Source organism: Rhizobium sp. P40RR-XXII (assembly GCF_012641405.1).
Classification (GTDB): domain Bacteria; phylum Pseudomonadota; class Alphaproteobacteria; order Rhizobiales; family Rhizobiaceae; genus Rhizobium.
Map to the genome: position 1 here is coordinate 132,703 of NZ_JABAII010000015.1, position 26,065 is coordinate 158,767.

A 26,065-nucleotide genomic window follows, 5' to 3' on the forward strand; every position below is an offset into this window, starting at 1 on the left:
CAGCTTCATTGCGAGCTATGCGTAATTGGCGGTTTGTCCCGTTCATCTCAAGCAGTTCGCGAAGCTGCCGTGGCTTCAGAATTTGCAACTTCTAGAGGTTGCCGTTTTAAAACCGATTTCGGTGGTTTACGGCCGGTTTTCCTTTGCCAGGGCTTGAGGCAGTGTGCCCTTTCGCCTATCCCTTCAAGTCAGCGCCGGTATTGACGGATTCGATGATCATTCAGCAAAGGGGGGAACATGGCCGCCGCCACCGCGGGCCTGACATTCCTGGCACTGAGCCTGCCCTTTCTCGGTGCATTGATCGCGCCAATCGCTGTTCGGCGGCTGGGTCATAATGCGGCTTGGCCCTTGGCGTTGTTCCCAGCGCTCGCCTTCCTTCATTTTGTGGGTTTCCTTCCGGCCATCGCAGCCGGGCAGGTTGAATCGGGCGGCTTCGACTGGGTGCCAAGCCTCAATCTGCGGTTTTCCTGGCTGATCGACGGCCTGTCGCTGACTTTCGCCTTGCTCATCACCGGCATCGGCACGCTGATCGTCCTCTACACCGGCGGCTATCTGAAGGGGCATGCGGATCTCGGACGCTTCTTCTCCTTCATCTTCCTCTTCATGGGCTCGATGCTTGGCCTTGTCGTCTCGGATAGCTTCCTGACGCTGTTCGTCTTCTGGGAACTGACTTCGATCACGTCCTTCCTCCTGATCGGTTTTGACCATCAGCGCGAGGCATCGCGCCGGGCGGCGCTGCAGGCGCTTGTCGTGACCGGCGGCGGCGGTCTGCTGCTGCTGGCCGGCCTGCTATTGCTCTGGCAGATAACCGGCATCGCCGCGATGTCCGACCTCTTGAAGGCCGGGGATATCGTCCGTGCAAGCCCGCTCTATCTTGCGGCTCTGATCCTGGTGCTTGGCGGCGCCTTCACCAAATCGGCACAGTTTCCGTTTCATTTCTGGCTGCCGAATGCCATGGAGGCGCCGACCCCGGTGTCGGCCTATCTCCACTCAGCAACCATGGTGAAGGCGGGCGTCTATCTTGTGATGCGGCTCAATCCGGTCCTCGGCGGTACGCCGGCCTGGCAGATCATTCTTCCGCTTTTTGGTGCCGCCACGCTGCTCGTCGGAACCCTGCTTGCGATCCGCCAGACCGATCTGAAACTGAAGCTCGCCTATACGACGGTTTCCTCGCTCGGCCTGCTGGTGATGCTCACCGGCTTCGGCACGGATTATGCCGTCGAAGCCGCCATCCTCTATCTGGTGGCGCATTCGCTGTTCAAGGGTGCCCTGTTCATGATCGCCGGCATCGTCGACCATGAGACCGGAACGCGCGACATCACCCGGCTGGGGGGGCTGCGCTCGGCCATGCCGCTGACCTTTGCCGCCGCTTTGGTTGCGGCGGTATCGATGGGCGGTCTGCCGCCGGCTTTCGGCTTCCTCGCCAAGGAAGAGATCTATGCCGCGCTGGCCCAGACATCGCCGGCTGCGATCATCCTGACGGTCATCACTGTTGCCGGCAATGCGCTGATGTTCGCCATCGCCTTCGCCGTGGCGCTGAAGCCTTTCCTGGGGGCGCAGACGGAGACGCCGCGCCATCCGCATGAAGCGCCGCCATTGCTCTGGCTCGGGCCGGTGGTGCTTGCCTTGCTCGGCATCGCTTCGGCCTTGTTCGCAGCTCCCTGGCACGCCTATATCTCCTCACCGACGGCGAGCGCCGTCAGCGGCAAAGATGTGCAGATCGCGGTTTCGCTGGCCCCGCATATCGGCGTGCCTTTGGCGCTATCGGTCGCGACCGTGCTGATCGGCATCCTTGTCTATTGGCAGCTCGACAAGGCCCGTTTTCTCATGTCCGTTGTCCTGCGGATGCTCGGACCGGGACCGGACCGCGGTTTCGACGGCTTTATCTCCGGCCTGGTGCGGCTTTCGCACGGCGTCTCGCGTTTCCTGCAGCCCGGACGGCTGGAAACCTATGTCACCGTCACCTTCCTCTGCCTGGCGGCGATGCTGCTGATCCCTCTCGTGATCCATGGCGAATTGCCTACCATGCCCGCCTGGCCGAACCTGCAATGGCACGAGGCGACGATTTTCCTGATCGCCATCATCGGCGTTGCAGCGGTCGTGTTCGCGCGGGACCGGCTGACGGCCATCGTTTCTCTCGGTATTCAGGGTTTTGCCGTTGCCGTCATCTTCCTCTTGTTCGGGGCACCGGATCTGTCCTTCACGCAGTTCATGGTCGAGACCCTTTCGGTCGTGATCCTGGCCCTGGTGATGACGCGCCTGCGCCTCTCGCCTTCGGATCACCGGCCGCCGCTTGCCAGGATTGCTCATGCCGTGCTGGCGATTGCCTGCGGCATCGGCTTTGCTCTCTTGCTGCTGAAAGCAACCCAAGCACCGTTCGATCTGACGCTGACGGCCTTCTTCAATCAATATTCGAAGCTGATCGCGCATGGCGATAATGTGGTGAATGTCATCATCGTCGATTTCCGCGGCACGGACACGCTCGGCGAGATTGCCGTCGTCGCCATGACCGGCCTCGCGATCCTGGCGCTGATCCGCATCCGTGCCGGCGGCGAGCGCAAGCTTGCGGCCAACGATCCCGATCTTGAGGAGAAGGCCGGTCTCGGCGAAGGGATGGAGGCCGAGAGCTTATGAATACGCTGATCTTCCGCACCGCCGCGCCATTTCTGACGGCCTTGATGCTGCTCTTTTCCGTTTTCGTGCTGCTGCGTGGCCACAACGAACCCGGCGGGGGCTTTATCGGCGGCTTGATCGCGACCTCGGCGCTGGCGATCTATGGCATTGCCTGCGGCGTTACGGCGGTCCGGCGCGCGATCGTCTTCCATCCGCTGGCGATTGCCGGCTTCGGCTTGGCTGCGGCGACCGTTGCCGGCTTCCTGTCCGTCTTTTCCGGCGTGCCGTTCATGACCGGTCTTTGGATCTATCCGCATATCTTCGGCGTCGAGGTGCCGCTCTCCACCGTCATGCTCTTCGATATCGGTGTCTATCTCGTGGTCGTCGGCGCCATCACCTCGATCGCGCTTGCGCTCGAAGAGCGGGAGGTGGATTGATGGAGGCTGTCTTTGCCGTCGTCGTCGGCCTCTTCTTCGCCGCCGCGATCTATCTGATGCTGTCGAAGTTCTCGATCCGCATCATGCTCGGCATCGCCATCCTCGGCAATGCCGTCAATCTTCTGCTTTTTACCGCCGGCCGGGTTACTCCCGAAGTGCCTCCCATCATCCAGAAAGGGGCGAGCACGCTTGATAATGCAGCCGCCAATCCGCTGCCGCAGGCATTGATCCTGACAGCGATCGTCATCTCCTTTTCGTTCCTCGCCTTTCTGCTTGTCCTGACCTACCGCGCTTATCAGGACCTGAAGACCGACAACACCGGCGAAATGCTGGTGGCCGAGCCGGACGAGCGGCCGCTGCCGCCCTTGGGATACTGACGCGATGGCCGGACCGACGGATACTGCAGTCGACCTCTCCCGCGCGTTGGTTGCCGCGCCGATACCGGTGGGGCATTGGCTGGTCATCCTGCCGGTCGCCTTGTGCATCGGGCTCGGTGCTATTCTCCTGATGTTGCGCAACCGCGCCGAATGGCATGCCGCGATCGCTATTCCCGGCCTGGTATTGCTGGTGCTCATCGACGCCGCCTTGCTCTACAAGGTCGTCAGCCAGGGCGCCGTGACGATGGTCATGGGACGATGGCTGCCGCCTTTCGGCATCGCCTTCAGCGTCGATATTTTCGGCGCGCTCATGGCCCTGACGGCGGCGGTCGTTGCCCTGTTTGCGAGCGTCTACTCGCTCGGCGAAATTACCGCGAGCGGCCGGCGATACGGCTTCTTCCCTTTCCTGATGCTGTTGCTGGCCGGCGTCAGCGGCGCCTTCCTGACGGGCGACGTCTTCAATCTCTATGTCTGGTTCGAGGTGCTGCTGATCTCGTCCTTCGGTCTGCTGATCCTTGGCTCGGAGCCGGAGCAGATCGACGGCGCGCTGAAATATGCCGTCCTTAATCTCATCGCCACCACGCTGTTTCTCGTCTCGGTCGGCTATCTCTATGCCGTCTTCGGCACGCTCAACATGGCCGATATCGCCATGAAGGCGAGGGCCGGTGACGACAATGCGCCGCTAACGACATTGGCGGGCTTGTTCCTGTTGGCCTTCGGCATGAAGGCGGCGGCCTTCCCGGTCAATTTCTGGCTCCCGGCTTCCTATCACACGCCCCGCATCACCGTTTCGGCCCTATTCGCCGGCCTGCTGACCAAGGTCGGCATCTATGCGCTCATCCGGGTTTTGGTCATGTTGCTGCCCGTTGAGCGGGCAGGCCTAGGCCCGCTGGTCACGGTCATCGCCATCACGACCATGCTTGTCGGCGTCGTGGGTGCGCTCGGGGCAAACGATATCCGCCGCATGTTGGGCTATATCGTCATATCGGGCATCGGCACGATTCTGGCAGGCGTTGCCCTCGGCAATGCCGACGGCCTGAGCGGAGCGATCTTCTATGCGCTGCATTCGATGGTATTGATGACCGCGCTTTATCTGCTTGCGGGGCAGGCGGCACGGCTCGGCGGCAGCTTTTCACTTGCGGCTCTCGGCGGGCTCTATCGGCGGAGCGGCTGGTTTGCCGGCCTCTCGCTGGTGCTCTTCTTCGCCATCAGCGGCCTGCCGCCCTTTTCGGGCTTTTGGCCCAAGGTCGTGCTGGTGAAGGCGGCGCTTGCAGCGGGCGTCTGGTGGCTGGCTGCAACGATCCTGCTGGCCGGTTTCCTGACCACGATCGTTTTTGCGCGGGTGTTCCTGCTCGCCTATTGGCGTCCCGCGCCGGGCGGCGGCGTAGCGGCGGAGCCGATCAGGTGGCAGGCTGCTTTGCCGCTTCTTGCTCTTTCGCTGCTGGTTATCGGCTTCGGCCTGTTTCCGGAATGGCTCCTGCAGCTGACGCAGGCTGCCGCTGCCGGCCTCGAGCAGCCATCGGCCTACCTGCACTCCGTCTTCCCCACGGCAGGAGGCGCCCAATGATCCTCTTCATCTTCAATCTGCTGCTTGCCATCGTCTGGGTCGCCGTAACCGGCAGCACTTCCTTCATCAATCTGGTCTTCGGCTTCGTCCTTGCGGCGATTGCGCTCGCGATCGTTCGGTCGTCTTACGGAGGTGTGCTCTATCTCGGCCGTGCCCGGCGTATCCTTGCACTCCTGGTGCTGTTCGTATGCGAACTCGCCAAGTCGGTCTGGGCGGTCGCCGTGGCCGTCATGAGCCCCAGAATGGATGTGAAGCCCGGGATTTTCGCCTTTCCCCTGACGGTCGACCGCGATTTCGAAATCACGCTGCTTGCCAATCTCATCACGTTGACGCCAGGCACGCTCTCCGTCGACGTTTCCGATGACCGCAAGATACTCTATGTCCACGCGCTCGATTGCTCCGATCCGGAAACCATCAGGCGCGGCATTGCCGACGGCTTCGAGCGCCGCATCATGGAGGCTTTCCGATGATGGCCGCATCCGTCGTTTCGGCCGCAGCGATGGTGGCGCTCGGCATTTTGAGCGTCGCCTTCCTGTTGACCGTCTATCGCGTGGTTGCCGGCCCGACTTTGCCGGACCGGGTTCTGGCGCTCGATATGCTGGTGGCTATCGCCATCGGCTTCATTGCCGTCATCGCCATCAAGACCGGCTTCACGCTCTACATCGATATTGCCATTTCGCTGGGCCTCGTTGGTTTTCTTGCCACCGTCGCCTTCGCCCGGTTCATCCTGACGCAGGCGCAATCCGATATTTCGAAACCACGTGCCGCGCGCCCGGAAACTATTGGCGCTTCCGAAAGCAAGAAGATGCGCAAGCGGAACAAGCCGAAAAAAGGAGGGCGCTGATGGATTTGCTTTGGGCTGTCCTAGTCGCGGTGCTTCTATTGGTTGGCGCATTGTTCTCGCTCATTGCCGCCATCGGCATTGTTCGCCTTCCCGATCTCTACAGCCGCATGCATGCGGCATCGAAGGCAGGCACGGTGGGCTCCGGCCTATTGCTACTTGCGGTCGGTATTCATTCGCAGGACCTGTCGATATTGGCGCGGGCGCTGGCCGGATTTGTCTTTTTCGTATTGACCGCACCGATTTCGGCACATCTTCTTGCACGGGCAGCGCATAAGGCGGGTCATCGCTTAACCGCGCCTTCAGTGCGGGATGAATTGTTGCTGCACGGGCAGCTCGCGAAACGCGGGAATGAAAAAAAGGGCTAACAAACGCAAAAATTGTTAATGAAGGAATATCTGTTCGCGTTATTAGTTACCCAGTTTTTAGTAGATGAATTTTTTGCGAAGAAATGTTGGGATTAAAAACTGGACATTTGGGTAAAGAGTGCTAATTCAGATTCAAGTAGAGTTCTGATGTTAAGTTAGTCTCGACCGGGTTTAAGCTCTCAATGCTTTTATCTTTCTTTGATACAAAGCTGAGCAAAACTTTGTTCCGATAAGCGATTAGAGATCGCTGTCGTGGTCGCTAATTCTGATATCAGGCGGCAAGAGGCGGTTTTCCCTCGCGTGAAGTCTAGGGGTGGATTTCATGCGATAAGAAATGTGGCGTTATGCACCGTTTTCTTGCTGATGGCTGCTACGAATACGAGCAATACGTTTGCGCGAATTGCTCGGCGCTGGGAAACTTCGGAATCAGCAGATTTTCGAAGTCAGGCGCAGATTATACAGCAACGCTGTGTCCTGCGCTCTCTTTTTGGAGGCGCGGCGCGGCAAGCAAGCCGATGAACAGGAGAACACAATGACAGATGCGGCCCTTGGCAACGGGCAGGAGTTACTGGTTGAACTGACTGCCGACATCGTTGCGGCCTATGTCAGCAACCATGTCGTACCGGTCAGCGACCTTCCGAACTTGATTTCCGACGTACATTCCGCCTTGAGCAACACCTCGGCTCCGGCTCCTGCCGTAACCGTGGTCGAAAAGCAGAAGCCGGCCGTATCCGTTCGCAAATCCGTGCAGGATGATCAGATCACCTGCCTGGAATGTGGCGGCAGCTTCAAGTCGCTGAAGCGCCATCTTATGACCCATCATGGTCTTTCGCCGGAAGAATATCGCGAGAAGTGGGATCTGGCCGCCGACTACCCGATGGTAGCACCGGCCTATGCGGAAGCCCGTTCGCGCCTTGCAAAGGAAATGGGCCTCGGCCAGCGCCGCAAGCGCGGCAGCCGTTGAGAGCTTCATTGCTGAACCAAAGAAAAACCCGGCTTTCGAGCCGGGTTTTTGTCTAAGGATGCCGTAAATCCGAGCCTATGCCGCGGCTCTGACGCGGGCTTCCTCCCGAATACGCTTGATCATCGACCGCAGCCCATTGGCGCGCTGCGACGAAAGATGCTCGACAAGACCGATCTTGCCGAAGACATCGAGTGCATCGAGCGCAGCGATTTCAGAGGCGGGCTTGCCCGAATAGGTGGCCATCGCGATCGCCACCAGGCCGCGCACGATATGGGCGTCGGAATCGCCTTCAAACGTAAGGATTGGGTTCTCGGGATCGCCGGACGCGTGTGTCACGAGCCAGACCTGGCTGGCGCAGCCCTGCACTTTGTTTTTCAGCGTCCGCTTGTCCTCCGGCAGATCGGGCAGTGCCTTGCCGAGTTCGATCACGTAGCGATAGCGATCCTCCCAGTCGTCCAGGAAGGAAAAGTCGTCGATGATCTTTTCAAGCGATGCCATTGCAATGATCCAGATTGTCCATATGCCTTGGATATAGGCGAAGTGACAGGCGATTTGAACCCGTGACAAAAAAAGAACGCCGGGACATGGACTGGTCACGGCGTTCAGGCAGGGGCCATTGGAGGAAGCGTCAGATGCGTGGGCGAGGCGTCGGCAGCGGAACGGAGGATGGCAGCCGGACCGTGCCGGTAACGGCCACGTCGGCCGTTTCGGCGCCGGTCACGTGCCTGGCCGGCATCGGCTGAGCCATGGCGGCGACCTGATCGGCACTTGCCTGAGCCGATGCGGCATCAGCGGATGCATTTGCTTGCTGATCCTTGAAGTGGCGGCCGAGCATGTCATAGGCGACGCGGGCGCCGTCGCCAACCTGATATCCGAGGGCGGTCAGCGTTTCGCCGCCCTTTACGCAGACATCCGGCTTCTCGGTGCACATGGCGCCGACATATTGAACGACGCCCGAGGCAGCCGAAATTGCGTCGGAAACCTGCATCGTCGGTTCGCCTGCCGGCCGCGGATCGCCCTGGGGCTTTGCGAAGATCGGCAGGAACATCAGAACCAGCGAAAACCAGAACCCTGCTCTAATCAGAAACCACATTGCCCTGCCCATCCTCTCTTGCGTTCGGCCCGGTCGCCGATTCGGACTGACCCGCCCGATGTGACTTGAACCCTATCCGGCAGAGGACAACATCGCTTTTCAAAACTCGGCTGCATTTTCCGCTAATTTGATTCAAATTTTAGCTTTCCAAATTCGAGCCGGATTTAGATCAAATTGTAGCGTTTGCTGTTAAGCATGTCTCGCCTGATCCTGTTGATATGCAGGGCTTTGCGCGCTTCCGCCTTGTCACAAAAGTTAACGCGTGGCGGAAATATGAATAAAATCCGTTGCTTACCCGCTGTTAACCACAAAAAACAAAGGTCCCGCATTCTGCGCCAAAACGGGATTTTGGAGCCTTTTGGAGCATCCGGCGCGTTCCTCCTTTATTCTTTCTTTAAGCCCGCGAGGCCTATTGTGCAGTCCAATAAGTGACCGTTTTGACGGGTTGTAGTGTGCGCGTATTGAGTGACATGTTGAGTGACATGGCTGTCGGGGCTGGAGCCTTCGTAGACCGGGTGGGCAGAAGCTGGCTCTCCCGGACGAGCGGGAATGGCGAAGTCCGTGGACAGGAACAGGCGATCCTTCGCCGGCTTGCGCTCGTCTCCTCCGTCGCCCTCTTTGCTGTTCCCGCAGGGCTCTCCTTCGTTACCAGCCCGGCCGTGGCTTTGCCCGTGGGTGTCGCCACGGTCTGCGCCGCTTTCCTGTTTTCAGCCGTCGGCAGCATAGCGCTGTCGCGTCAGCGACCGTCATCCGTTCCCGCGGAGGCAGTCGTCGTCGAGCACCGCGACCTGATGCTGGAAGCCGCCTTCGGCCTGGTATTGCTGCTTGATCCGCAAGGAAACGTGACGACCATCGGCGGTCGTGACCGTGTCGAATTCCTGAGCTGGATGCGTGATCCGACGGGCCGTGGCTTCGTCGAGCAGATCCACGTCTCGGATCGCATTGTCTTCCTGCAGGCGATCGATGTGCTTCGTCAGGGGAGGGATTCTTACGGCGTCGGTCTGCGCCTTGAACGCTCCGCGATTGCCGGCAGCGACGCACAGTTCGTCCATGTCCGCATGGAGCTCACGGCTCGTCGCGACGGCGAGGGTCGCCTGACGGCGATCGTCAGCCAGCTGCGCGACATCTCTCAGGATCAGCAGCTTCGTGAAGACGCAGCCCGCAAGACTGCGGAGGCGGAATCGGCCAACGACGCGAAATCGCGTTTCCTTGCCGCTGTCAGCCATGAACTGCGCACGCCGCTCAATGCGATCCTGGGCTTCTCCGACATCCTCAGCGGAGAATATTTCGGCAAGCTCGAAAACAACCGCCAGCGCGAATATGTCGGCCTGATCCGCCAGTCGGGAGCGCATCTGTTGTCGGTGGTCAACACCATGCTCGACATGAGCAAGATCGAGGCGGGCCGCTACGAATTGCTGCTCGAATCCTTCTCGATCGAGGAATCCATCGCGACATGCGAAGCGATGCTGGGCCTGCAGGCGAAAGAGAAGGGGCTGACCTTGACGAGCCGCGTCCAGCGCGGCCTCGGCGATATCGTTGCCGATCAGCGTGCCATCCAGCAGATCCTCATCAACCTCGTCGGCAATGCCATCAAGTTCACCGATGCGGGCGGCGCGATTACCATCGATGCGGCATTGACCGATGGCATGCTGAAGCTGTCGATCGGCGACACCGGGATTGGCATCGCAAGCGAGCGGCTGGCCTCCCTTGGTCAGCCTTTTGTGCAGATCCAGAACGACTATACGCGCCGATATGCTGGCACCGGTCTCGGCCTTTCGCTGGTCAAGGGCCTCGTCGGCCTGCATGGCGGAAACTTTTCCATTGCCAGCGCGCCGGGCGAGGGCACGGTGATCACCATCCTGATCCCGTTCGACGGCTCGGGGGTCGGGGCGATGCAACAGTCTGTGGATGTCAATCGCCCCGTCGATTTTCCGCCACGCCTGAAACATACAACGGAGACGAACGAAGGGCGAAACAAGGAAGGGATGAATGGCCCCGCAAAAGCGAAAATCGCCTAAGGGAAGAGCAAAGGGCAGGCCCAAGCAGCCTGGTCTTGCTTCTCGTGGAGCGGTTGCCCTGGGCAGCCTGAGCCTGCGCGGCAGTACTGCGCTGGGTGGCCTCGGCCTTCGCGGTGTGGGCGCACTTGCCGGTCTGATCGGCGGTGCGGTCGGTCGTCATCCCGTCATTGCCGGCGGTGTGGCACTTTTCTTCGGTGTTTTCGGCTTCGTAACCGCGAACGCACTTTGGTACCAGACGGGCGCGCACCCATCGCCCATGCTGCGCACCCGTGATCCCGGCTCGCCCTATCAGATTCCCGGCCGCAGATCGTTCCTGCATGCACAGCAGGCCGATGCTGGCAACGTCACGACGTTCCGGATAGAGCGGCAGGGTTCGGCTTCCGATCCAGCCATACCCGCGTCAGGCGGTCAGGTAGCGAGCCTGCCCTCGGCACAGCCATCCGCTGCTCCATCGAAGCTGGTTGCCGATGTGCAGGCGGAACTGATCCGTCGCGGGCTTTATGACGGTGTTGCCGACGGAAAGCCTGGATCGCGCACGACATCAGCCATTCTCTTCTTCCAGGAAGCCTCGGGTCTGGCACAGACCGGCGTGCCGACGCCAGAGCTACTGGCAGCTCTGAAGGCCGGCAATGCCGCCGACACGACGCCGGCAGGCGGCAGGGCAGGTGCTGCCGCCGTGCCTGCCGAGCGTCCCGTCAATGTCTCCGCCCGCGCGGATGCCGTCGATCCGGTCGCCGCCGCCATTCTGAATGCGGAGAAGAATTTGAAGACCGGCGCCGTCGCGGCAAAGGCTGCCCCGAGCGATGCGGTCAACAAGGTCAATCTGGTCATGCAGATCCAGAAAGGCCTGAGCAACATTGCCTACAGCAATGTCAGCATCGACGGCGTTGCCGGCGAGCAAACGAAGGCAGCCATCCGCCGCTTCCAGAAGCACTATAGTCTGCCGGAGACCGGCGAGCCGAACGTGGCGGTGCTGAAAAAACTGCAGGACATCGGCGCGCTCTGAAGCCTGCCGGGAACATATCTGCAAACTCTGCACATCAATGCGCGCCGAGCCAGCATGAATTGCCTTGGCCGCCTCTCGTCGCTATAGCTCGCCTATGAGATTGCGTAGCGACATCTTTGTTTCCGCTCTTGTCCGTCGCCTGTTCGCCCGCGGCGATTTTGCCGCCGTCGAACGAAAGGGCGAAGAGCATGCGGGCGCGATCTTCATTCGGCAGCGTTTCCGCGATGGAACGGAAACCCTTTATGCGCCTGCTCCGCAGAGCCTGTTCGATGGGGAGGAGAGCGGAACGCGGCTCTTCGAAATCCGCACCGAGCGAAAGGAGCCGCAGGATATCCGCGAGACCCTCGATCGCGAGCTGAAGTTCGATCCGGATTTGTGGATCGTCGAGCTGGAGACGGATGATATCGCCGATATCGTCCCTATGGCCGGTTTGCGCGCCAATCCGCTCGATTGAGCCGTCTCTACCGCCGGTTTGCGACCCGCAATTCGCGGATGGAGCCTGATTTCGCGCCAAATAATGGCGCTGCAGGCCGTTGTGCCGGCTTTTCCTGCGGCAGATAGGTGTAGCTGTCGGCGCGGCGCCACGCCTCGACGCGGGCCTGGCTTTCTTCCGCATCCATGTCGTCGAGCACCAGCCATGCCCGGCTGACGCTTCCGTGTCGTTCCGCCAGATGCGGATAGAAGCGCTCGAGCGAATAAACGGCATCCGCAATGCCCATGCCGAGGCTGACGAGCGTGACGGCGAGCTGCTGGCCCGACGTGTCGAGCAGGATGCGCTCCGCGAGCCAGTGGCTGGAGGAGAGCGCGTCGGCAAGCGTTGTTGCAAATTGCCGCGCATCGCGTTCGCGAGCGAAACGTACGAGGAGGGCTTCCTGCATTTCGCTGAGGCTGCGCAGGCCGAGACGATCCTTGTCGTCGCGTCCCATATGGCGGGCAGCCTGCTTGATCTGCTGACGCAATACTTCTTCGCGCGACAGCCGTTCGGTTTCCGTTATCTCTGCCTGCGTCGAAACAGCGTCCGTTTGCTGCTCCGGCACTGTCATGCCGCGCTCGGGCTCGGCCTGGTGCAGGCCGACGAGAGCGTCGATGACCTTGGGGGAGAGAGACGACCGGCGGACGATGGCGCGCGCGTGGGCGGCGCCCTGCGTGCGGGCGATGGTGATCAGCGTATCGTCGTCGATCGCCTGCGAGCTCGTGAGGAACGGGGCGGCGATGGAGATCGGCTGACAGCCGATGAACAGCGCAACCGCCTGGGGCACTGTCTGGCATTGGGAGAGGGCGGCGACCGCCTGTCGCTTTGCTTCCTCTGACGACGCCTGGAAGACGGGCGTGAAAAGCTCGGCGAATTGGCGGAGTTCCGATTTGGATGGATGCCCCATGCCTTCGAAGCTGGTGATCGTCGCCATCAGAACCACGTCCTTCTTGCGGACTGTCGCAGGCTCTTCAAGGTCTCGAAACCGGTCACGCACGCCAACACCCATACTGATACTCGGAACAAAAAAGCAGGGAGCCGGACGGTCGACCATGGATACCGCGACGCTTCCTTCCGATCGTGCCGGACGGTCCTTTCGATGAAGAAGGCGTCTTCGGCGGCGATTGTCGAAACGGGTATGGACACGGTCGTCCTTATCTGGCTTTCGCGAAAGACTAAGGCCGCCAAGGTTAATGGTTCGTGAAAACTTTATTAAAATCCGAATAAAAATTACGCGTTAAGCTTGCGTGGGGGCGACTGCCCGACATCGGCCGCATCCGCGGCGGCTTAACGGAAGAGCCCCTGTGGATAAGCTTGCGCAGAACGCGCGCCAGTATGAGTGTTCAACCTATGAGGGTTTTGGTTGAAAAGGTCGCGGGAGGCATGCTTCCATGCCCGCAAAACGCAGTCTGAGCTTCGGCCGGTGCCGCGATAAGAGTGAGGATAGTTCAGATGCCTTTATGCTCGCGCATGGCGGCGAGCAACTTTTCCGAGGTGTTGTAGCCCGATTGAAAAAGGCCAATCGCGGCGGTGGCCGCGAACTCGGCTTCGGCACTTTTTATATCGACCCGCTTTTCCAGGCACCACTCGTCAAGCGCGCCGCGCAGAACGGTGACATCCTCTGGAGAAAAGACGGAACTGCCCGCCATATTCATTGATCGCCCTCGAATTTCCACATTACAATACGTTAATTTTTTGTGAGCGCAAATAATATTTGCGTGACGTTTTTCTGCAACGGATCGGCTGAATTTCCATTTGCCGGCAACGCCACTATTTAACCTAATAATATGATATCACTTGATTTTTTAGCGAAATCGGTTCTGGCGATTTTTCACTGATCGATGAAACCAAAGTCGTTGTCGCAGCGTTATTAGGGCATGGCGACTCGTGCCAAGGGTGACGAGCGACTGTGATTAGCATTCTGTTAACTGCGATATGTCTGAATTCCGGCTGAAAGCAGCGATTGGCAGAATATGATTGTGTGTAAGGGAGCATGGAGGCCGCAAACGGCAGGCCATGCCACGGTGTAAGGGAAATGCCGTGAGAAGACGCGAATGCCTCTATTGCAGCCCAGCGAACAAGGCTGGAATGGAGGGAAGCGTTAGCCCGCTTCAGCGGCGGGCAGGGTGAAATCAAGTCGCAAGTTCATCCGTCTCGAGACGTAAATGGAGACGAGAATGGCAAAGATCATATCTCTTTTGGATTGGCGATTGCGCATGACGCCGCGCGCCCAGAAGGAGCCGGTGGAAGCAAAGATCCTTTTGTTTACCGGCGTGCGCTACGAACATCTGGATACGCCCACCCATCGACCGGGAGCCGGGCCGAAGCGTGCAAAAGGAAAGTGATGCCCGGGTGGCGCGCGTCCATGCGCGCATCTCCCGGTTGCTAATATAGATCAGCCGTCTCCCATCGCGGCGAGACGACGCGTATCGTCACGCAAATCCCCTGCCGCCCGAAGCCTAGTTATCTCGGCCCCAGTCAATCTCAGCCATTGTCGAATTCGTCGCAACCCGCTTCCGACAGGAATTCTCGGGCGGCGTTATCAAAGCTGCCTTGCGGCGCCATCGTATGCAGCACCGCATAGCCTTGGGAGCGCGGCACTTCCACCAGGATCGATTGGGCGAGAGCTGGCGGCAATGCCTTGCGTATGCCCGTAAGCTGGACGGGAGATGCGAGCAGCAAATCGAGCGCACCGCCGACGGACGTGCGGTCGCTCATGCTGAACACTTCATTCGATGCGGCATCATAGACGGCGAGCGACCAGAACGGCACTTTGCCTTTCGCGGTGAGATGAACAGGGATGTCCTCGATATCGAATGCGCAGACGGCGGTACGGATAAAGGGATCGGTGTTGGAAAGCCCCGCCTCGTCATCCTTGTCGTCGAGCATGTAGAAATGGTTCTCGTCGCCCTCGTCCGATACGCGGGTATAGGCATCGCGGTCGGAGAAATGCGGCAAGGAGAGGATGATGACAATGTGCAGCAGCGCCGCGCCGAAGAGACCGGTCAGGATCGCGAAAACGAATCTAAACATTGCCGCACCCGATTTTTTCGAGTTTCGGCATACCGAGATCGATCAGACCGGAATTGCCGGCGGCCGGCGAATCCAGCAGCGTCCACACGAGGCGGAAATTGCCGGCAGGGGGCGGGGCAAGCCAGTTGCCCGCCTGCGCATTCGATGAAACCGTAATGCTGAAGCTTGAATCCGCATTGCGCAGGACGATCCAGGAATTGATGGTGGAAGGACGTCCGGTGGCGCCTTCGATCGGTCGGCCGTCATTGCCCGCGATAAACAGCGTCCAAAGCCTCGCCGGTGGTGTCTGGCCGCTGATGCGATAGCGACAAGATGCCGTCAGCCGCGCGCCGGCATCGTCATCGGAGGCGGTAAACACGAGCCCTTCCGCGGTCCCGTAGAGCAAGCGCCCGGCGCGAGCCCTGTGGGATTTCGCATAAGGGTCCGCATCGGCCGTCTGCATTTCCGGAAAGGCCTGCCAGGCACCGAGCTTGATCGCGCCGAAACCGGAGGTCGCATCCAGCGCCAGGAGCGTGAACACGATCCCGCCACCAAAGGCGATGACAAGCGAAAGCGCAACAAGAAGGGGAACTCGGAACACCCTAGGATCGTCCTCGTGACAAATCAGTATCGATTTATTCCTGATTCTGTCGGTAGGGGGAAGGGCGAGCCGCTTTCAGGCTGCAGTCATACAGGATGCTCTCGATGAGCTAACACGGCAGCTTGCGGCCGAAACACCAGCAGCTGTCGGGCCATTCGCCCGTCGGCCGGCCTTGTTGCGACCGCGGCATGCTCCTTCATATTTTCGTTGGAAAACCCGCCCGGGGTGCTGATGCGGCCTCCGTCTTCATCTCTGCTTGGATGATCTTTATTCCGACGTCGCCACCTTCTGCACGCCGAGCCGGCTCGCGGCCTTCAGCCTTTCGCCGATATTGCGCAGGATATTCGTGGAATCCACCGAAAGCGAGCGCGGCCGTATGAGGGGAGGCAGGCTGGGAGTGGAGGCATCGGCTGGCTTCTTGGCTGCGACGGTTTGCGGCTTCTGCGCCGGGAACGGGTTGCTGATGCCGGGTATGGGTTTCAGCACGATGCCCTGATGCGCATAATCCATGATCTTCTTGAAGGTCATGGCCGGCAGCGTGCCGCCCGTCATGTTGTTCGTGGAGGTATAGTCGTCGTTGCCGAACCAGACGGCGCAGGTGTAGTTGCCGGTAAAGCCGATGAACCAGGCATCGCGATAGGCCTGCGTGGTGCCGGTCTTGCCGCCGACCACGATGCCGTTGTCGAGTGCTGCCCTGCGGCCGGTGCCGATGACCGGAACCTGCGTCAGCATCTGGTTCATGTAGGACGTGGCCTTTTCGCTGAGGACGCGCTTGGCCGACTGCTCGTCGTGACTGAAGTCGTAGAGCACCTTGCCGTCATACCCGGTGATCTGGTCGATGCCATGGCGCCGCGACTGCATGCCGTTGGCCGGGAAGACGGCATAGGCCGTCGCCTGGTCGAGAACGGTCACCTCGGAGGTACCGATCGGAATGGTCTTGTCGTTGCGGATCGGCGTTTCCACGCCCATGGCCTTGGCCATGTTGCGAATGGGCTGGATGCCGAACTTCTCCTTCGCCAGCCGCACCGGAATGGTATTGATCGACTGGGTGATCGCCTGCGTCAGCGTCACCTTGCCTTCATAGCGGTTTTCGTAATTGTGCGGGCTCCAGTTACCCCAGCTGATGGGCGCGTCGACGATGGTGGATGTCGGCGTCATGCCGTTCTCCATCGCGACGGAGTAAGTATAGATCTTGAAGGAGGAACCCGGCTGGCGCAGCGCCTTGGTGGCGCGATTGAACTGGCTTTCGCCATAGTCGCTGCCGCCGACCATGGCGCGAACGGCGCCACCGTTTTCGATCATGACGCTGGCGCCCTGCTTGGCATGGTAACGTTCGCCGAACTCCATCAGGCTGGATTGGACGGAATCTTCCGCCGCCTTCTGCAGCCCCATGTCGATGGTGGTGCGAACGATCAGCGAGCGCTCGGGAAACCGTGTTGCGAGCCGCTGCACTTCGTCGAAGGCCCAGTCGAGGAAATAGTCCGGGGATTCGATCTGGGCGCGGTCGACGACGGAGGCCGGATTGCGGCGTGCGGCGATCACCTGCCCCTCGGTCATCAGCCCGCTCTGAACGAGGTTGGAAAGCACGTCGTTGGCGCGGGCGCGGGCGGCCGGCAGATTGACATGCGGCGCATATTTCGCCGGCGCCTTGAAAAGGCCCGCAAGCATTGCAGCCTCTGCCAGATTGACGTCGGTTATGCTCTTGCCAAAATAGAATTGCGCCGCCGCCGCCGCGCCGAAGGTGCCGCCGCCCATGTAGGTGCGATCGAGATAGAGGCTCAGAATCTCCTTCTTGGAGAGATTGGCCTCGAGCCAGATCGCCAGAAAGGCTTCCTTGATTTTGCGGTCGATGGAGCGCTCGTTGCTGAGAAAGATGTTCTTGGCAAGCTGCTGCGTCAGCGTCGAGCCGCCCTGGACGACGCCGCCGGCTTGCGCATTGACGGTCACCGCGCGGAACAGGCCGATCACGTCGATACCGAAATGGTCGAAGAAGCGCCGGTCCTCGGTTGCGAGTACCGCCTTGACGAAATAGTCCGGCAGCTGGTCGACCGGCACGGAATTCTCATGAATGATGCCGCGGTGGCCGATAACGTTGCCGTAACGGTCGAGGAAGGTGACGGCGAAATTGCCGCGGTTGCGCCAGTCGCCCTGCGTCGACTCGAAGGCGGGCATCGCGAGCATCAGCATCACTACCGAGCCGGCCGCGCCCAGCGTCAGACCTTCGCCGAGCAGCTCGAAAACGATGCGTTTCCAGCCGCGCACGCGGAAACGGCGGAAGAAGATCGTGATCTCCTCCCATGCCTCGGCGAGACCGAAGCCTGCGTTCCACAAAGTGGAGTCGATCCATGAATCAAGGCGCAGGAAGAAATAGCGCTTGCGACGCCGCGGCTTTTCGGCCCCGTTATCCTTTGGCGTCTCAGGCTCCGCCTTCGGCCGGTTTTCTGGATTGGATGGGTCTTCCACGCTCTACTTCCCGACCACAATATTGCTGCGTGCTTCTTGTGGCACACACAAAGCTCATTATCTCATAGAACGGCTATTTGAATAATTGGTTGATTTAGAGAAAAGAACAAGAGACATGCATGCCGCAGCCCGAATTCCCTTTGTCGGGTGGCGAGGACGACGATGATGACAGACGAGTTACCCTTCTGGAAAAGCAAGACCCTGGCGGAAATGAGCTCGCCGGAATGGGAAAGCCTGTGCGACGGCTGTGGCCTCTGTTGTCTCAACAAGCTGGAGGACTGGGATAGCGGCGATGTCTATTTCACCTCCGTCCGCTGCAAGCTCATGGATGGTGAGAGCTGTCGTTGCACGAGTTATCTGAACCGCTGGGATTTCGTGCCGGACTGCGTGCAGTTGACGCCGGAGAAGGTGCCGGATTTGGCATGGCTGCCGCCGACCTGCGCCTATCGTCTCGTCGAGGAAGGTCGTGATCTCTACTGGTGGCACCCGCTGATCTCGGGCGATCCGGAAACCGTGCACATCGCCGGCGTTTCCGCCCGAGGACGTACCATCAGCGAGAATGATGTCGAGCTCGACGATTTCGAGGATTATGTGGTCGATTGGCCGCTGACCGTCGAAGACGACATGGAGCCGAGCCCTCCGGCAAAGCCATAGATTTCGGTGCCACGTTTCGCCATGCGCGCTGCACCAGTGACCTGATCGTCTCATGATCGGCATCATGATGAAACAGCCGCGCAAAGCCCTTCAGGCCCCAGCCGCCAGGCACGGCCATGATGTCGCCCGGCATGGTTGCCAATGCCATTTGCTGCTGGTCGGGTGTCAGCTTGACGACGCAGAAGTCCGGGCCTGGAAGGGTCATGAAAATCTTGCCCCGAACACGAAAATCGCGCGTTCCGAAGTGTGAATTCTCCGCCGCTTCCGGCAGGCAGAGGGCAAGGGATATAAGATCTTCGTCGGTCATGGCCGTGATGGTAACACGTCCCACCGATATACGATAAATGGCCGCCTGCAACGCCCGCGACGAAACGGTCCCGGAAGCGAGGCGGCCAATTTATTGAATTGCGCCTATCCGCATGGTATCGCGCCATGCCCTCGCATATGGACAAGGAGCCGCCGCGTGATCCGTCATATCGTCTTCTTCACCGTTCCTGATCGCGCCAATCTCGAGGAGGTTCGCTCCGGCCTCTCGATCCTGACAGCCATTCCACATGCACGGCTCCTGGAAATCGGCACGAATATGAAGACCGACCAGCTCGGAACCGAAGTCGATCTCGTCGTCTACGGCGAATTCGATGACGAAGTGGCGCTTGCCGCCTACAAGGCGCATCCAAACTATCAGCGCTCCATCGAGCGTGTTCGTCCGCTGCGCGAGATGCGGATCGCCGCCGATTACGAGACCGCGACGGCCGCCCGCGAACCATTCTGAACGGGCGCGCCGGGCCGGTTCCTGCCAGCCATTTCAATGGATTGAGCATTCGAGCGGAATCGGATTGTCGGTAACCGGATTCTTTTCGCGAGGCTCTTGAATCAATCTTTGAAGTTGTGGACTCGATTTGTGAAGGAATCGTCTCAAGTGATTCAAAGGACTCAAGGAAATACCAACGCCTTACCTCGGTAGAGCGCTTGAGGGCCGGTTTGCATTGGCCCATTGCGGTGTGCCTGCCCATGTCGCACCCACGGGCAGATGATAAGCAAGAATGATTAAAAATGGCTGAGCCTGGAGCTCGAAGAAGGGCGCTTCGAAGCTAAATATGCGTCGTCGCGGACATATCGCCGATAGATTGTATCAATGCAGGGCGATAAAGCGCCGCTCGGTTGCCGTCGTGGCGAGCTTGCCACTTTGCATTCAATTATTTCAAATGGTTAAGACAGAGATTGCGTGCCTTGCTTGCCCGATGGGCTGAAAATTACAGCCCATTCATTTGCCATTCAGACGTGTTTGGGTAAATAATCACCAAGTTAATATCCCTGTGGGAAGTCCGAAGCATGGCCACATTTTCAAGCATAGCAGCGGCGGCCCTCGTCTTGGCCGGCTCGGCTGTTCTGCCAGCGCCGACGTCGACCCTGGTGGCTCGTGCCAACAGCGACTGCAGCGAGGCCGCGGCCGAGGTCGTAGAGAAGACCGGAGGACAGCTCCTATCCGCACAACCCTCCGGCGACAGCTGCATTGTCACTGTTCTCGTGCAGGGCAATGGGCAGCGCCCGCGCAAGGTGACGATGAAAGTGCCGATGTGAGGGTGGGCACGTGAAGCGCCGGCGTGCAATGGACATTCTAAGGCCTTGAATCCCACACAAAATCTTATTGTTTCCGTGATTCCACTGCAGCACGATTTACAGTACTGTTTCTCGAACCGGGGAAATTGGATCCAGACATGCGCATTCTCATAGTCGAAGACGATATCAACTTGAATCGACAGCTTGCCGAAGCCTTGAAGGAGGCGGGTTACGTCGTCGATACGGCCTTTGATGGTGAGGAAGGCCATTTCCTCGGCGATACCGAACCCTACGACGCGATCATTCTGGATATTGGCCTGCCTGAAATGGATGGCATCACCGTGCTGGAGAAATGGCGCGGCACCGGGCGCACGGTGCCGGTGCTGCTTCTGACCGCCCGCGACCGGTGGAGCGACAAGGTGGCGGGCATCGATGCCGGCGCGGACGACTATGTTGCCAAGCCCTTCCATGTCGAGGAAGTGCTGGCGCGCATCCGCGCGCTCATCCGCCGCGCGGCCGGCCATGCCTCCTCGGAAATCGTCTGCGGCCCGGTGCGGCTCGATACCAAGAGCTCGAAGGCGACCGTCGACGGCAAGCCGCTGAAGCTCACCTCCCATGAATATCGCCTGCTCGCCTATCTCATGCACCACAAGGGCGAGGTCGTCTCGCGCACCGAACTGGTCGAACATATGTACGACCAGGATTTCGACAGGGATTCCAATACGATCGAGGTTTTCGTCGGTCGCCTGCGCAAGAAGATGGGTGTCGATCTAATCGAAACGGTCCGCGGCCTTGGTTACCGAATCCAAGCTCCGACCAATGCGAATTAAGTCGCTCACCGCTCGCGTCCTGCTGTTGACCACATTGTGGTCGGCGGTGGCGCTGGTGGTGATCGGCCTCGTCATCTCGAATATCTATCGCAAGAGCGCCGAGCGCGGCTTTCAAGATTTGCTGCGCGCGCAGCTTTATAACGTCATCAACTCGGTAACGATCGGCGATCAGGGCGCTCTGTCGGGCAGCCCGCAGCTCGGCGACCTTCGTTTCGCACAGCCGAAGACCGGTTGGTACTGGATGGTTGAGCCGCTCGGCACCTATACCGCGACACCGCTGGTTTCGCCCTCGCTCGGCGCGTCGAGCCTGCCCGTTCTTTCCGTGCTGGAAGCGCCTTTCGACAAGAACTACGAGCGCTACTACATCGTTACCGACGCCTTTGGAAACCGCGTACAAGTGGCCGAAACTGAGGTTGTGCTCGACACGGACGGCCGCGCTGCGCGCTTCCGCGTCACCGGCAATATCGCCGTCGTCGAGGACGATGTCCGCAATTTTTCCCATAGCCTTTATTTCGCGCTGGTCGGCTTCGGTGTCGGCAGTCTCATTGTCAATGCGCTCGCCATTCTTTACGGCCTGAAACCGCTCGATAAGGCCCGCGCCGCATTGGAGCGTATCCGTGCCGGCGAAAGCGAGCGTCTGCAGGGCGATTTCCCGCGCGAAATCCTGCCGCTTGCCAACGAGGTCAATGCGCTGATCGAAAGCAACCGGCGCATCGTCGAGCGTGCTCGCATGCAGGTCGGCAATCTCGCGCACTCGCTGAAAACGCCGATCGCGGTGCTGCTCAACGAATCCCGCGTGCTCGAGCGCTCGCATGGCGATCTTGTGAAGAACCAGGCGGAAGCCATGCAGGGGCAGGTGCAATCCTATCTCAATCGCGCCCGCATCGCCGCGCAACGTGAATCCGTGCTGGCCCGCACCGAGGCGGAGCCGGCGCTGGAGCGGCTCGTCCGTGTCATGCGGCGGCTGAACGCCGACAAGGAATTCGAGCTCACCGTCTCGCCCAATCTGGCGCTCGCCATGGAGCAGCAGGATCTGGAGGAGACCGTCGGCAATCTCTTGGAAAATGCCGCCCGCTTCGCCGAACATAAGGTGCGCCTTTCGGCGAGCGAAGCGCCGCCGGAGATCAAGGGCATTGATCCCGTGCGCCGTCATTGGGTGGAACTGGTGGTTGAAGACGATGGGCCAGGGCTTGAGCCGGATCAGATTCGCGAGGCGATGAAACGCGGACGCAGGCTCGATGAAAGCAAGCCTGGCACCGGTCTTGGCCTGTCGATTGTCAGCGAGATTACCAACGAATATCAAGGCCGGCTCGAACTGTCCCGGGGCACCTGGGGCGGGCTTCGCGCCAGCCTAATTTTGCCGGGCCTGACGAAGGATGTTGCGTGAGGCACGGCATGATGCCAAAAGACGTTGTGGGTCATGACGATGCCGCAGCGCAGTACCTATGGTTTTGCTTTTTGATACTGGTTCGGTTGTATGAAGCTTCGTACCTTTTTTCTGGTCGCTCCCTCTCTTTTCGCCGCGATTGCGCTTTCCGGTTGCTCGACGACGAGCGGCTTAGGGAGCGGCAAGAGCCTATTTTCGTCTGCGAAGCCTCCAGCCTCCGCAACCTTCATCAATGCTCTTGATGGTGGCATCGTCGAGCGCACCGGCATCAAGCTCAGCGACAGCGATAAGCAGCGCGCGCTGGAGGCGGAATATCGGGCGCTTGAGACCTCGCCTCTCGGCCAGCCTGTGGCATGGAAGGGTAGGAATGCGAGCGGCGAGGTAGTCCCCGCCGCGCCTTATCAGGTCGGTTCGCAGAATTGCCGGCAATATACCCACACTGTCACCGTCGACGACAAACCGACGATGGCAAGGGGCGCGGCCTGCCGCAATGACGACGGCACCTGGACACCGCTCGAATAGGGTTTCACGCCGAAAAGCGCGGCCAAACGCCTCAAATCTTCGTCAGAAGGCCTTTCTCGGTTGGAATGGGCGCCCTGTTAAAGTATTGGGCGTGTATGCTGTTCTGGATTCTCGTGGCCGTTCTTACGGCGGTTGTCGGCGCTGTGCTGCTCTATCCCCTTCTGCGTGGTGCAAAGGAGGCGGATGACTGTCGTTCCGGAGAGGCCGAGGTCTATCGCGATCAGCTCCGCGAACTGGATCGGGACCTCGCTGGCGGCCTGATTTCCGCCGAGGAGGCCGGTTATGCCCGTGCCGAGGTCGGCCGGCGCCTCATCGCAATTGCCAAAGATGACAAGGCGGCAACGAAATTGCCCGCGCGCGGCAATTATCGCCTTGCCCAAGCCTTTATCATCGTCATTCTTCCGGCCGTCGGACTCTGTCTTTATCTTGCGAACGGCAAGCCGGGATTGCCGGCCCAGCCGCTGGAAGCACGTCTTGAGATGCCGGGAAACGATCTCGCCATCTCGATCGTCAAGATCGAGCAGCATCTGGCCAAGAACCCGGATGACGCAAAGGGCTGGGAAGTCCTGGCGCCGATCTATTTCAAAACCAACCGCATCGGCGATGCTGAGCTTGCCTATCGCAACCTCATTCGCCTGGAAGGGCCGAGTGCCGCTCACCTCGGCGATCTCGGCGAAGTTCTCGTGGTGAAGGCCAATGGCATCGTGACGGCGGAGGCGCGTGGCGTGCTGCAGCAATCGCAAGCGCTCGATGCCGCCAATCCGCGCACGCTTTTCTATCTGGCGCTGGCGCTGGAGCAGGAAGGCAAGGCAGCCGAAGCGAAGACCGCCTTTGAGGCCCTGGCGAAACAATCGCCGCCGGACGCGCCCTGGCTCGCGGCCGTCGGCGAGCACATCATCAAGAATGGCGGCCGACCTGAGATATCCGCCAACGGTAATGCACCCGGCAATCCGACCGCCGAGGACGTCGCTGCGGCGAACGCGCTCAGCAGCGGCGATCGCCAGCAGATGATCCGCGGCATGGTCGATAGTCTCGATACCAAGCTCAAAGAGGATCCGAAGAATTTCGAAGGCTGGATGCGGCTCATCCGCTCCTATGCCGTGTTGAACGACCGGGATCGTGCCGTCGATGCGCTGAAGCGCGGCCTCGCGGCGTTTCCGGCCGATGGAGGGCAGGGCCAGCAGCTTCTGGCGCTGGCGAAGGAATTGGGACTGCCGACGGAGGTGACGCAGCAATGACCCGCAAGCAGAAACGTCTGGCAGTCATCGCCGGCGGCATGGGTTTCATCGCCGTCGCCGTGCTGCTGGTCCTCTTCGCCTTCAGCCAGTCGGTCGCCTATTTCTACATGCCGGCGGACCTAGCGAAGACGCCGGTCAATGCCGGGACGCTGATCCGCCTTGGCGGCCTCGTCGGCGAAGGCTCGATCGTGCGCGGCCAGGGTACGCAGGTGCAGTTTTCCGTTACCGACGGCACCGATACGATCAAGGTCAAATATGATGGCATCCTGCCGGATCTCTTCCGCGAAGGGCAGGGTGTGGTGACCGAAGGCAAGTTCGAGCCGGGCAGCGACGTTTTCGTTGCTGACAGCGTGCTCGCCAAGCATGATGAGCGCTACATGCCGAAGCAGGTCGCCGACAAGCTGAAGGCCGACGGCGTCTGGAAGGGCGAGGAGGCGACGCAATGATCATCGAACTCGGACATTATGCCCTGGTGCTGGCGCTCGCCACCGCGCTGATCGTCTCAATTCTGCCTGTGGTCGGTGCCCGGCGCGGTGACGTGTCGATGATGGATATCGCACCGATCGGCTCGATCGTCGTGTTCTTGCTGGTCGCCTTCTCTTTCAGCGTGCTGACCTACGCCTATGTCGCCTCCGATTTCTCCGTCCTCAACGTCTGGGCCAATTCCCATTCGCTGATGCCGCTGATCTTCAAGATCTCCGGCGTCTGGGGCAATCACGAGGGATCGATGATGCTGTGGCTGCTGATCCTGGCGCTGTTCAGCGCGCTGGTTGCGCTGTTCGGGCGCAATCTGCCCGATGTGCTGCGCGCCAATGTGCTGGCCGTGCAATCGTGGATATCTTCGGCCTTTCTGGTCTTCATCCTGCTGACCTCCAATCCGTTCATCCGCCTCAATCCGGCGCCGGCGGAAGGCAAGGATCTCAATCCAGTGCTGCAGGATATCGGCCTCGCGATCCATCCGCCCTTGCTCTATCTCGGCTATGTCGGCTTCTCAGTCTGTTTTTCCTTTGCCGTCGCGGCGCTTCTGGAAGGCCGCATCGATGCCGCCTGGGCGCGCTGGGTCCGTCCGTGGACGCTGGCAGCCTGGAGCTTCCTGACGCTCGGCATCGCCATGGGCTCCTATTGGGCCTATTACGAGCTCGGCTGGGGCGGCTGGTGGTTCTGGGATCCGGTGGAAAATGCCTCCTTCATGCCCTGGCTTGCCGGCACGGCGCTGCTGCATTCGGCGCTGGTCATGGAAAAGCGCGACGCCTTGAAGATCTGGACCGTGCTGCTGGCGATCCTCACTTTTTCCCTGTCGCTCCTCGGCACCTTCCTCGTCCGCTCCGGTGTGCTGACCTCGGTCCATTCCTTCGCCAGCGATCCGACGCGCGGCATCTTCATTCTCTGCATTCTTCTGATCTTCATCGGCGGGGCGCTGTCGCTCTTCGCCTTCCGCGCGCCGAAGCTTGCCGCCGGCGGATTGTTCGCGCCGATCTCGCGCGAGGGAGCACTGGTGCTGAACAACCTGATCCTGACGGTTGCCTGCGGCACGGTGCTGACCGGCACGCTCTATCCACTGGCGCTCGAAACGCTGACGGGTGACAAGATTTCCGTCGGTCCGCCCTTCTTCAACATGACATTCGGATTGCTGATGGCGCCGATCCTCATTGCCGTGCCGTTCGGCCCGCTGCTCGCCTGGAAGCGCGGCGACCTGCTCGGCGCATTGCAGCGGCTCTATGTCGTCGCAGGCTTGGCCTTCATCGCTGGATTGGTTCTGTTTTACATCCGGTATGGCGGCCCGGTACTTGCCGTTCTCGGTCTTGCAGCCGGCTTCTTCCTGATCTTCGGCGCCTTGGCCGATCTCTGGTATCGCGCCGGTGTCGGCAAGGGGGCTGCGAATGTTGCCTGGCGGCGCCTCAGCGGGCTGCCGCGGTCCGCTTTCGGCACGGCGCTGGCGCATGCCGGCCTCGGCATTACTGTCCTTGGTATCATCGCGGTGACGACCTTCGAGGGCGAGAACATCACCAGTATGAAACCTGGCGAGACCGCTGAACTCGGCG

At 60.2% G+C, this 26,065-nt stretch carries 28 protein-coding genes and 1 pseudogene; 21 read left to right on the forward strand and 8 right to left on the reverse strand.

All coding sequences use genetic code 11. From position 1 onward, the window contains the following. Window positions 1-237: 237 nt before the first annotated feature. From HGP16_RS24815 to HGP16_RS24850, 8 genes are all read left to right on the forward strand, one after another. Complete coding sequence (locus tag HGP16_RS24815; protein WP_168842654.1) at window positions 238-2,634, forward strand: putative monovalent cation/H+ antiporter subunit A; 2,397 nt, start codon at window positions 238-240, stop codon at window positions 2,632-2,634. Further along, window positions 2,631-3,050: a Na+/H+ antiporter subunit B gene (locus HGP16_RS24820; RefSeq protein WP_168842655.1), complete on the forward strand. Its 420-nt coding sequence runs from the start codon at window positions 2,631-2,633 to the stop codon at window positions 3,048-3,050. The genes HGP16_RS24815 and HGP16_RS24820 overlap by 4 nt, the downstream gene beginning before the upstream one ends. Further along, the gene (locus HGP16_RS24825; protein WP_168842656.1) at window positions 3,050-3,427 is read left to right on the forward strand and encodes a Na+/H+ antiporter subunit C; all 378 of its coding nucleotides are present in this window, start codon (window positions 3,050-3,052) and stop codon (window positions 3,425-3,427) included. The genes HGP16_RS24820 and HGP16_RS24825 overlap by 1 nt, the downstream gene beginning before the upstream one ends. Before the next feature lie 4 nt (window positions 3,428-3,431). Beyond that, the gene (locus tag HGP16_RS24830) at window positions 3,432-4,994 is read left to right on the forward strand and encodes a Na+/H+ antiporter subunit D (RefSeq protein ID WP_168842657.1); all 1,563 of its coding nucleotides are present in this window, start codon (window positions 3,432-3,434) and stop codon (window positions 4,992-4,994) included. After that, on the forward strand, window positions 4,991-5,464 hold the full coding sequence (locus HGP16_RS24835; RefSeq protein WP_168842658.1) for a Na+/H+ antiporter subunit E: 474 nt from the start codon (window positions 4,991-4,993) through the stop codon (window positions 5,462-5,464). Before HGP16_RS24830 ends, HGP16_RS24835 begins: the two co-directional genes overlap by 4 nt. Next, window positions 5,461-5,838, forward strand: coding sequence for a cation:proton antiporter (locus tag HGP16_RS24840; protein WP_168842659.1), 378 nt, complete (start codon window positions 5,461-5,463; stop codon window positions 5,836-5,838). Before HGP16_RS24835 ends, HGP16_RS24840 begins: the two co-directional genes overlap by 4 nt. Then, entirely contained in the window at window positions 5,838-6,203 is a 366-nt protein-coding gene (mnhG, locus tag HGP16_RS24845) for a monovalent cation/H(+) antiporter subunit G (protein WP_168842660.1), read from the forward strand. The genes HGP16_RS24840 and mnhG overlap by 1 nt, the downstream gene beginning before the upstream one ends. A gap of 532 nt (window positions 6,204-6,735) precedes the next feature. Further along, window positions 6,736-7,167, forward strand: a complete 432-nt coding sequence (locus HGP16_RS24850; RefSeq protein WP_047627360.1) for a MucR family transcriptional regulator — start codon at window positions 6,736-6,738, stop codon at window positions 7,165-7,167. A 75-nt stretch (window positions 7,168-7,242) separates the two neighbouring features. Here the strand turns inward: HGP16_RS24850 and HGP16_RS24855 are convergent, their stop codons facing one another. After that, window positions 7,243-7,665 (reverse strand): SufE family protein, encoded by a 423-nt coding sequence (locus HGP16_RS24855; RefSeq protein ID WP_168842661.1) that lies wholly within the window; start codon window positions 7,663-7,665, stop codon window positions 7,243-7,245. 130 nt (window positions 7,666-7,795) lie between these two features. Then, entirely contained in the window at window positions 7,796-8,260 is a 465-nt protein-coding gene (locus HGP16_RS24860; protein WP_168842662.1) for a DUF5330 domain-containing protein, read from the reverse strand. A 470-nt stretch (window positions 8,261-8,730) separates the two neighbouring features. On the opposite strand from HGP16_RS24860, the gene HGP16_RS24865 reads away from it, so the two are divergent. From HGP16_RS24865 to HGP16_RS24875, 3 genes are all read left to right on the forward strand, one after another. Further along, on the forward strand, window positions 8,731-10,278 hold the full coding sequence (locus tag HGP16_RS24865; RefSeq protein WP_168842684.1) for a sensor histidine kinase: 1,548 nt from the start codon (window positions 8,731-8,733) through the stop codon (window positions 10,276-10,278). Then, window positions 10,250-11,284: a peptidoglycan-binding protein gene (locus HGP16_RS24870; protein ID WP_168842663.1), complete on the forward strand. Its 1,035-nt coding sequence runs from the start codon at window positions 10,250-10,252 to the stop codon at window positions 11,282-11,284. The genes HGP16_RS24865 and HGP16_RS24870 overlap by 29 nt, the downstream gene beginning before the upstream one ends. 94 nt (window positions 11,285-11,378) lie before the next feature. Continuing rightward, the gene (locus HGP16_RS24875; protein WP_168842664.1) at window positions 11,379-11,738 is read left to right on the forward strand and encodes a DUF1491 family protein; all 360 of its coding nucleotides are present in this window, start codon (window positions 11,379-11,381) and stop codon (window positions 11,736-11,738) included. A 7-nt stretch (window positions 11,739-11,745) separates the two neighbouring features. Here the strand turns inward: HGP16_RS24875 and HGP16_RS24880 are convergent, their stop codons facing one another. Together HGP16_RS24880 and HGP16_RS24885 are read right to left on the reverse strand one after the other, a co-directional pair. Next, window positions 11,746-12,753 (reverse strand): DUF2336 domain-containing protein, encoded by a 1,008-nt coding sequence (locus HGP16_RS24880; protein ID WP_409526862.1) that lies wholly within the window; start codon window positions 12,751-12,753, stop codon window positions 11,746-11,748. A gap of 451 nt (window positions 12,754-13,204) precedes the next feature. After that, on the reverse strand, window positions 13,205-13,411 hold the full coding sequence (locus HGP16_RS24885; RefSeq protein ID WP_168842666.1) for a hypothetical protein: 207 nt from the start codon (window positions 13,409-13,411) through the stop codon (window positions 13,205-13,207). Between the two features lie 522 nt (window positions 13,412-13,933). Between HGP16_RS24885 and HGP16_RS24890 the strand changes: the two genes are divergently transcribed. Then, entirely contained in the window at window positions 13,934-14,101 is a 168-nt protein-coding gene (locus HGP16_RS24890) for a hypothetical protein (RefSeq protein ID WP_168842667.1), read from the forward strand. A gap of 139 nt (window positions 14,102-14,240) precedes the next feature. Here HGP16_RS24890 and HGP16_RS24895 read toward each other — a convergent pair whose 3' ends face one another. From HGP16_RS24895 to HGP16_RS24905, 3 genes are all read right to left on the reverse strand, one after another. After that, complete coding sequence (locus HGP16_RS24895) at window positions 14,241-14,789, reverse strand: DUF1254 domain-containing protein (RefSeq protein ID WP_168842668.1); 549 nt, start codon at window positions 14,787-14,789, stop codon at window positions 14,241-14,243. Beyond that, window positions 14,782-15,369, reverse strand: coding sequence for a DUF1214 domain-containing protein (locus HGP16_RS24900; protein ID WP_168842669.1), 588 nt, complete (start codon window positions 15,367-15,369; stop codon window positions 14,782-14,784). The genes HGP16_RS24895 and HGP16_RS24900 overlap by 8 nt, the downstream gene beginning before the upstream one ends. Before the next feature lie 267 nt (window positions 15,370-15,636). Further along, the gene (locus tag HGP16_RS24905; protein WP_168842670.1) at window positions 15,637-17,832 is read right to left on the reverse strand and encodes a transglycosylase domain-containing protein; all 2,196 of its coding nucleotides are present in this window, start codon (window positions 17,830-17,832) and stop codon (window positions 15,637-15,639) included. Window positions 17,833-17,997: 165 nt separating this feature from the next. On the opposite strand from HGP16_RS24905, the gene HGP16_RS24910 reads away from it, so the two are divergent. Then, on the forward strand, window positions 17,998-18,486 hold the full coding sequence (locus tag HGP16_RS24910) for a YcgN family cysteine cluster protein (protein ID WP_168842685.1): 489 nt from the start codon (window positions 17,998-18,000) through the stop codon (window positions 18,484-18,486). On the opposite strand, the pseudogene HGP16_RS24915 reads toward HGP16_RS24910, so the two are convergent. Beyond that, window positions 18,467-18,793 (reverse strand): annotated as a pseudogene (locus HGP16_RS24915) (MmcQ/YjbR family DNA-binding protein); the annotation flags it as partial. The gene HGP16_RS24910 and the pseudogene HGP16_RS24915 sit on opposite strands and share 20 nt — an antisense overlap. A gap of 156 nt (window positions 18,794-18,949) precedes the next feature. On the opposite strand from HGP16_RS24915, the gene HGP16_RS24920 reads away from it, so the two are divergent. From HGP16_RS24920 to HGP16_RS24955, 8 genes are all read left to right on the forward strand, one after another. Further along, entirely contained in the window at window positions 18,950-19,258 is a 309-nt protein-coding gene (locus tag HGP16_RS24920; protein ID WP_168842672.1) for a Dabb family protein, read from the forward strand. Window positions 19,259-19,818: 560 nt separating this feature from the next. Then, window positions 19,819-20,067, forward strand: a complete 249-nt coding sequence (locus HGP16_RS24925; RefSeq protein WP_168842673.1) for a hypothetical protein — start codon at window positions 19,819-19,821, stop codon at window positions 20,065-20,067. Between the two features lie 137 nt (window positions 20,068-20,204). Further along, window positions 20,205-20,876 (forward strand): response regulator transcription factor, encoded by a 672-nt coding sequence (locus tag HGP16_RS24930; protein WP_168842674.1) that lies wholly within the window; start codon window positions 20,205-20,207, stop codon window positions 20,874-20,876. Then, the gene (locus HGP16_RS24935) at window positions 20,866-22,263 is read left to right on the forward strand and encodes a sensor histidine kinase (protein WP_168842675.1); all 1,398 of its coding nucleotides are present in this window, start codon (window positions 20,866-20,868) and stop codon (window positions 22,261-22,263) included. Before HGP16_RS24930 ends, HGP16_RS24935 begins: the two co-directional genes overlap by 11 nt. 90 nt (window positions 22,264-22,353) lie before the next feature. Continuing rightward, window positions 22,354-22,785, forward strand: a complete 432-nt coding sequence (locus HGP16_RS24940; RefSeq protein WP_168842676.1) for a hypothetical protein — start codon at window positions 22,354-22,356, stop codon at window positions 22,783-22,785. A gap of 95 nt (window positions 22,786-22,880) precedes the next feature. Then, on the forward strand, window positions 22,881-24,023 hold the full coding sequence (ccmI, locus tag HGP16_RS24945) for a c-type cytochrome biogenesis protein CcmI (protein ID WP_168842677.1): 1,143 nt from the start codon (window positions 22,881-22,883) through the stop codon (window positions 24,021-24,023). Beyond that, entirely contained in the window at window positions 24,020-24,469 is a 450-nt protein-coding gene (ccmE, locus tag HGP16_RS24950) for a cytochrome c maturation protein CcmE (RefSeq protein ID WP_168842678.1), read from the forward strand. Before ccmI ends, ccmE begins: the two co-directional genes overlap by 4 nt. Then, on the forward strand, window positions 24,466-26,065 hold a 1,600-nt coding region (locus HGP16_RS24955), incomplete at its 3' end, for a heme lyase CcmF/NrfE family subunit (RefSeq protein WP_168842679.1). The genes ccmE and HGP16_RS24955, both read left to right, overlap by 4 nt.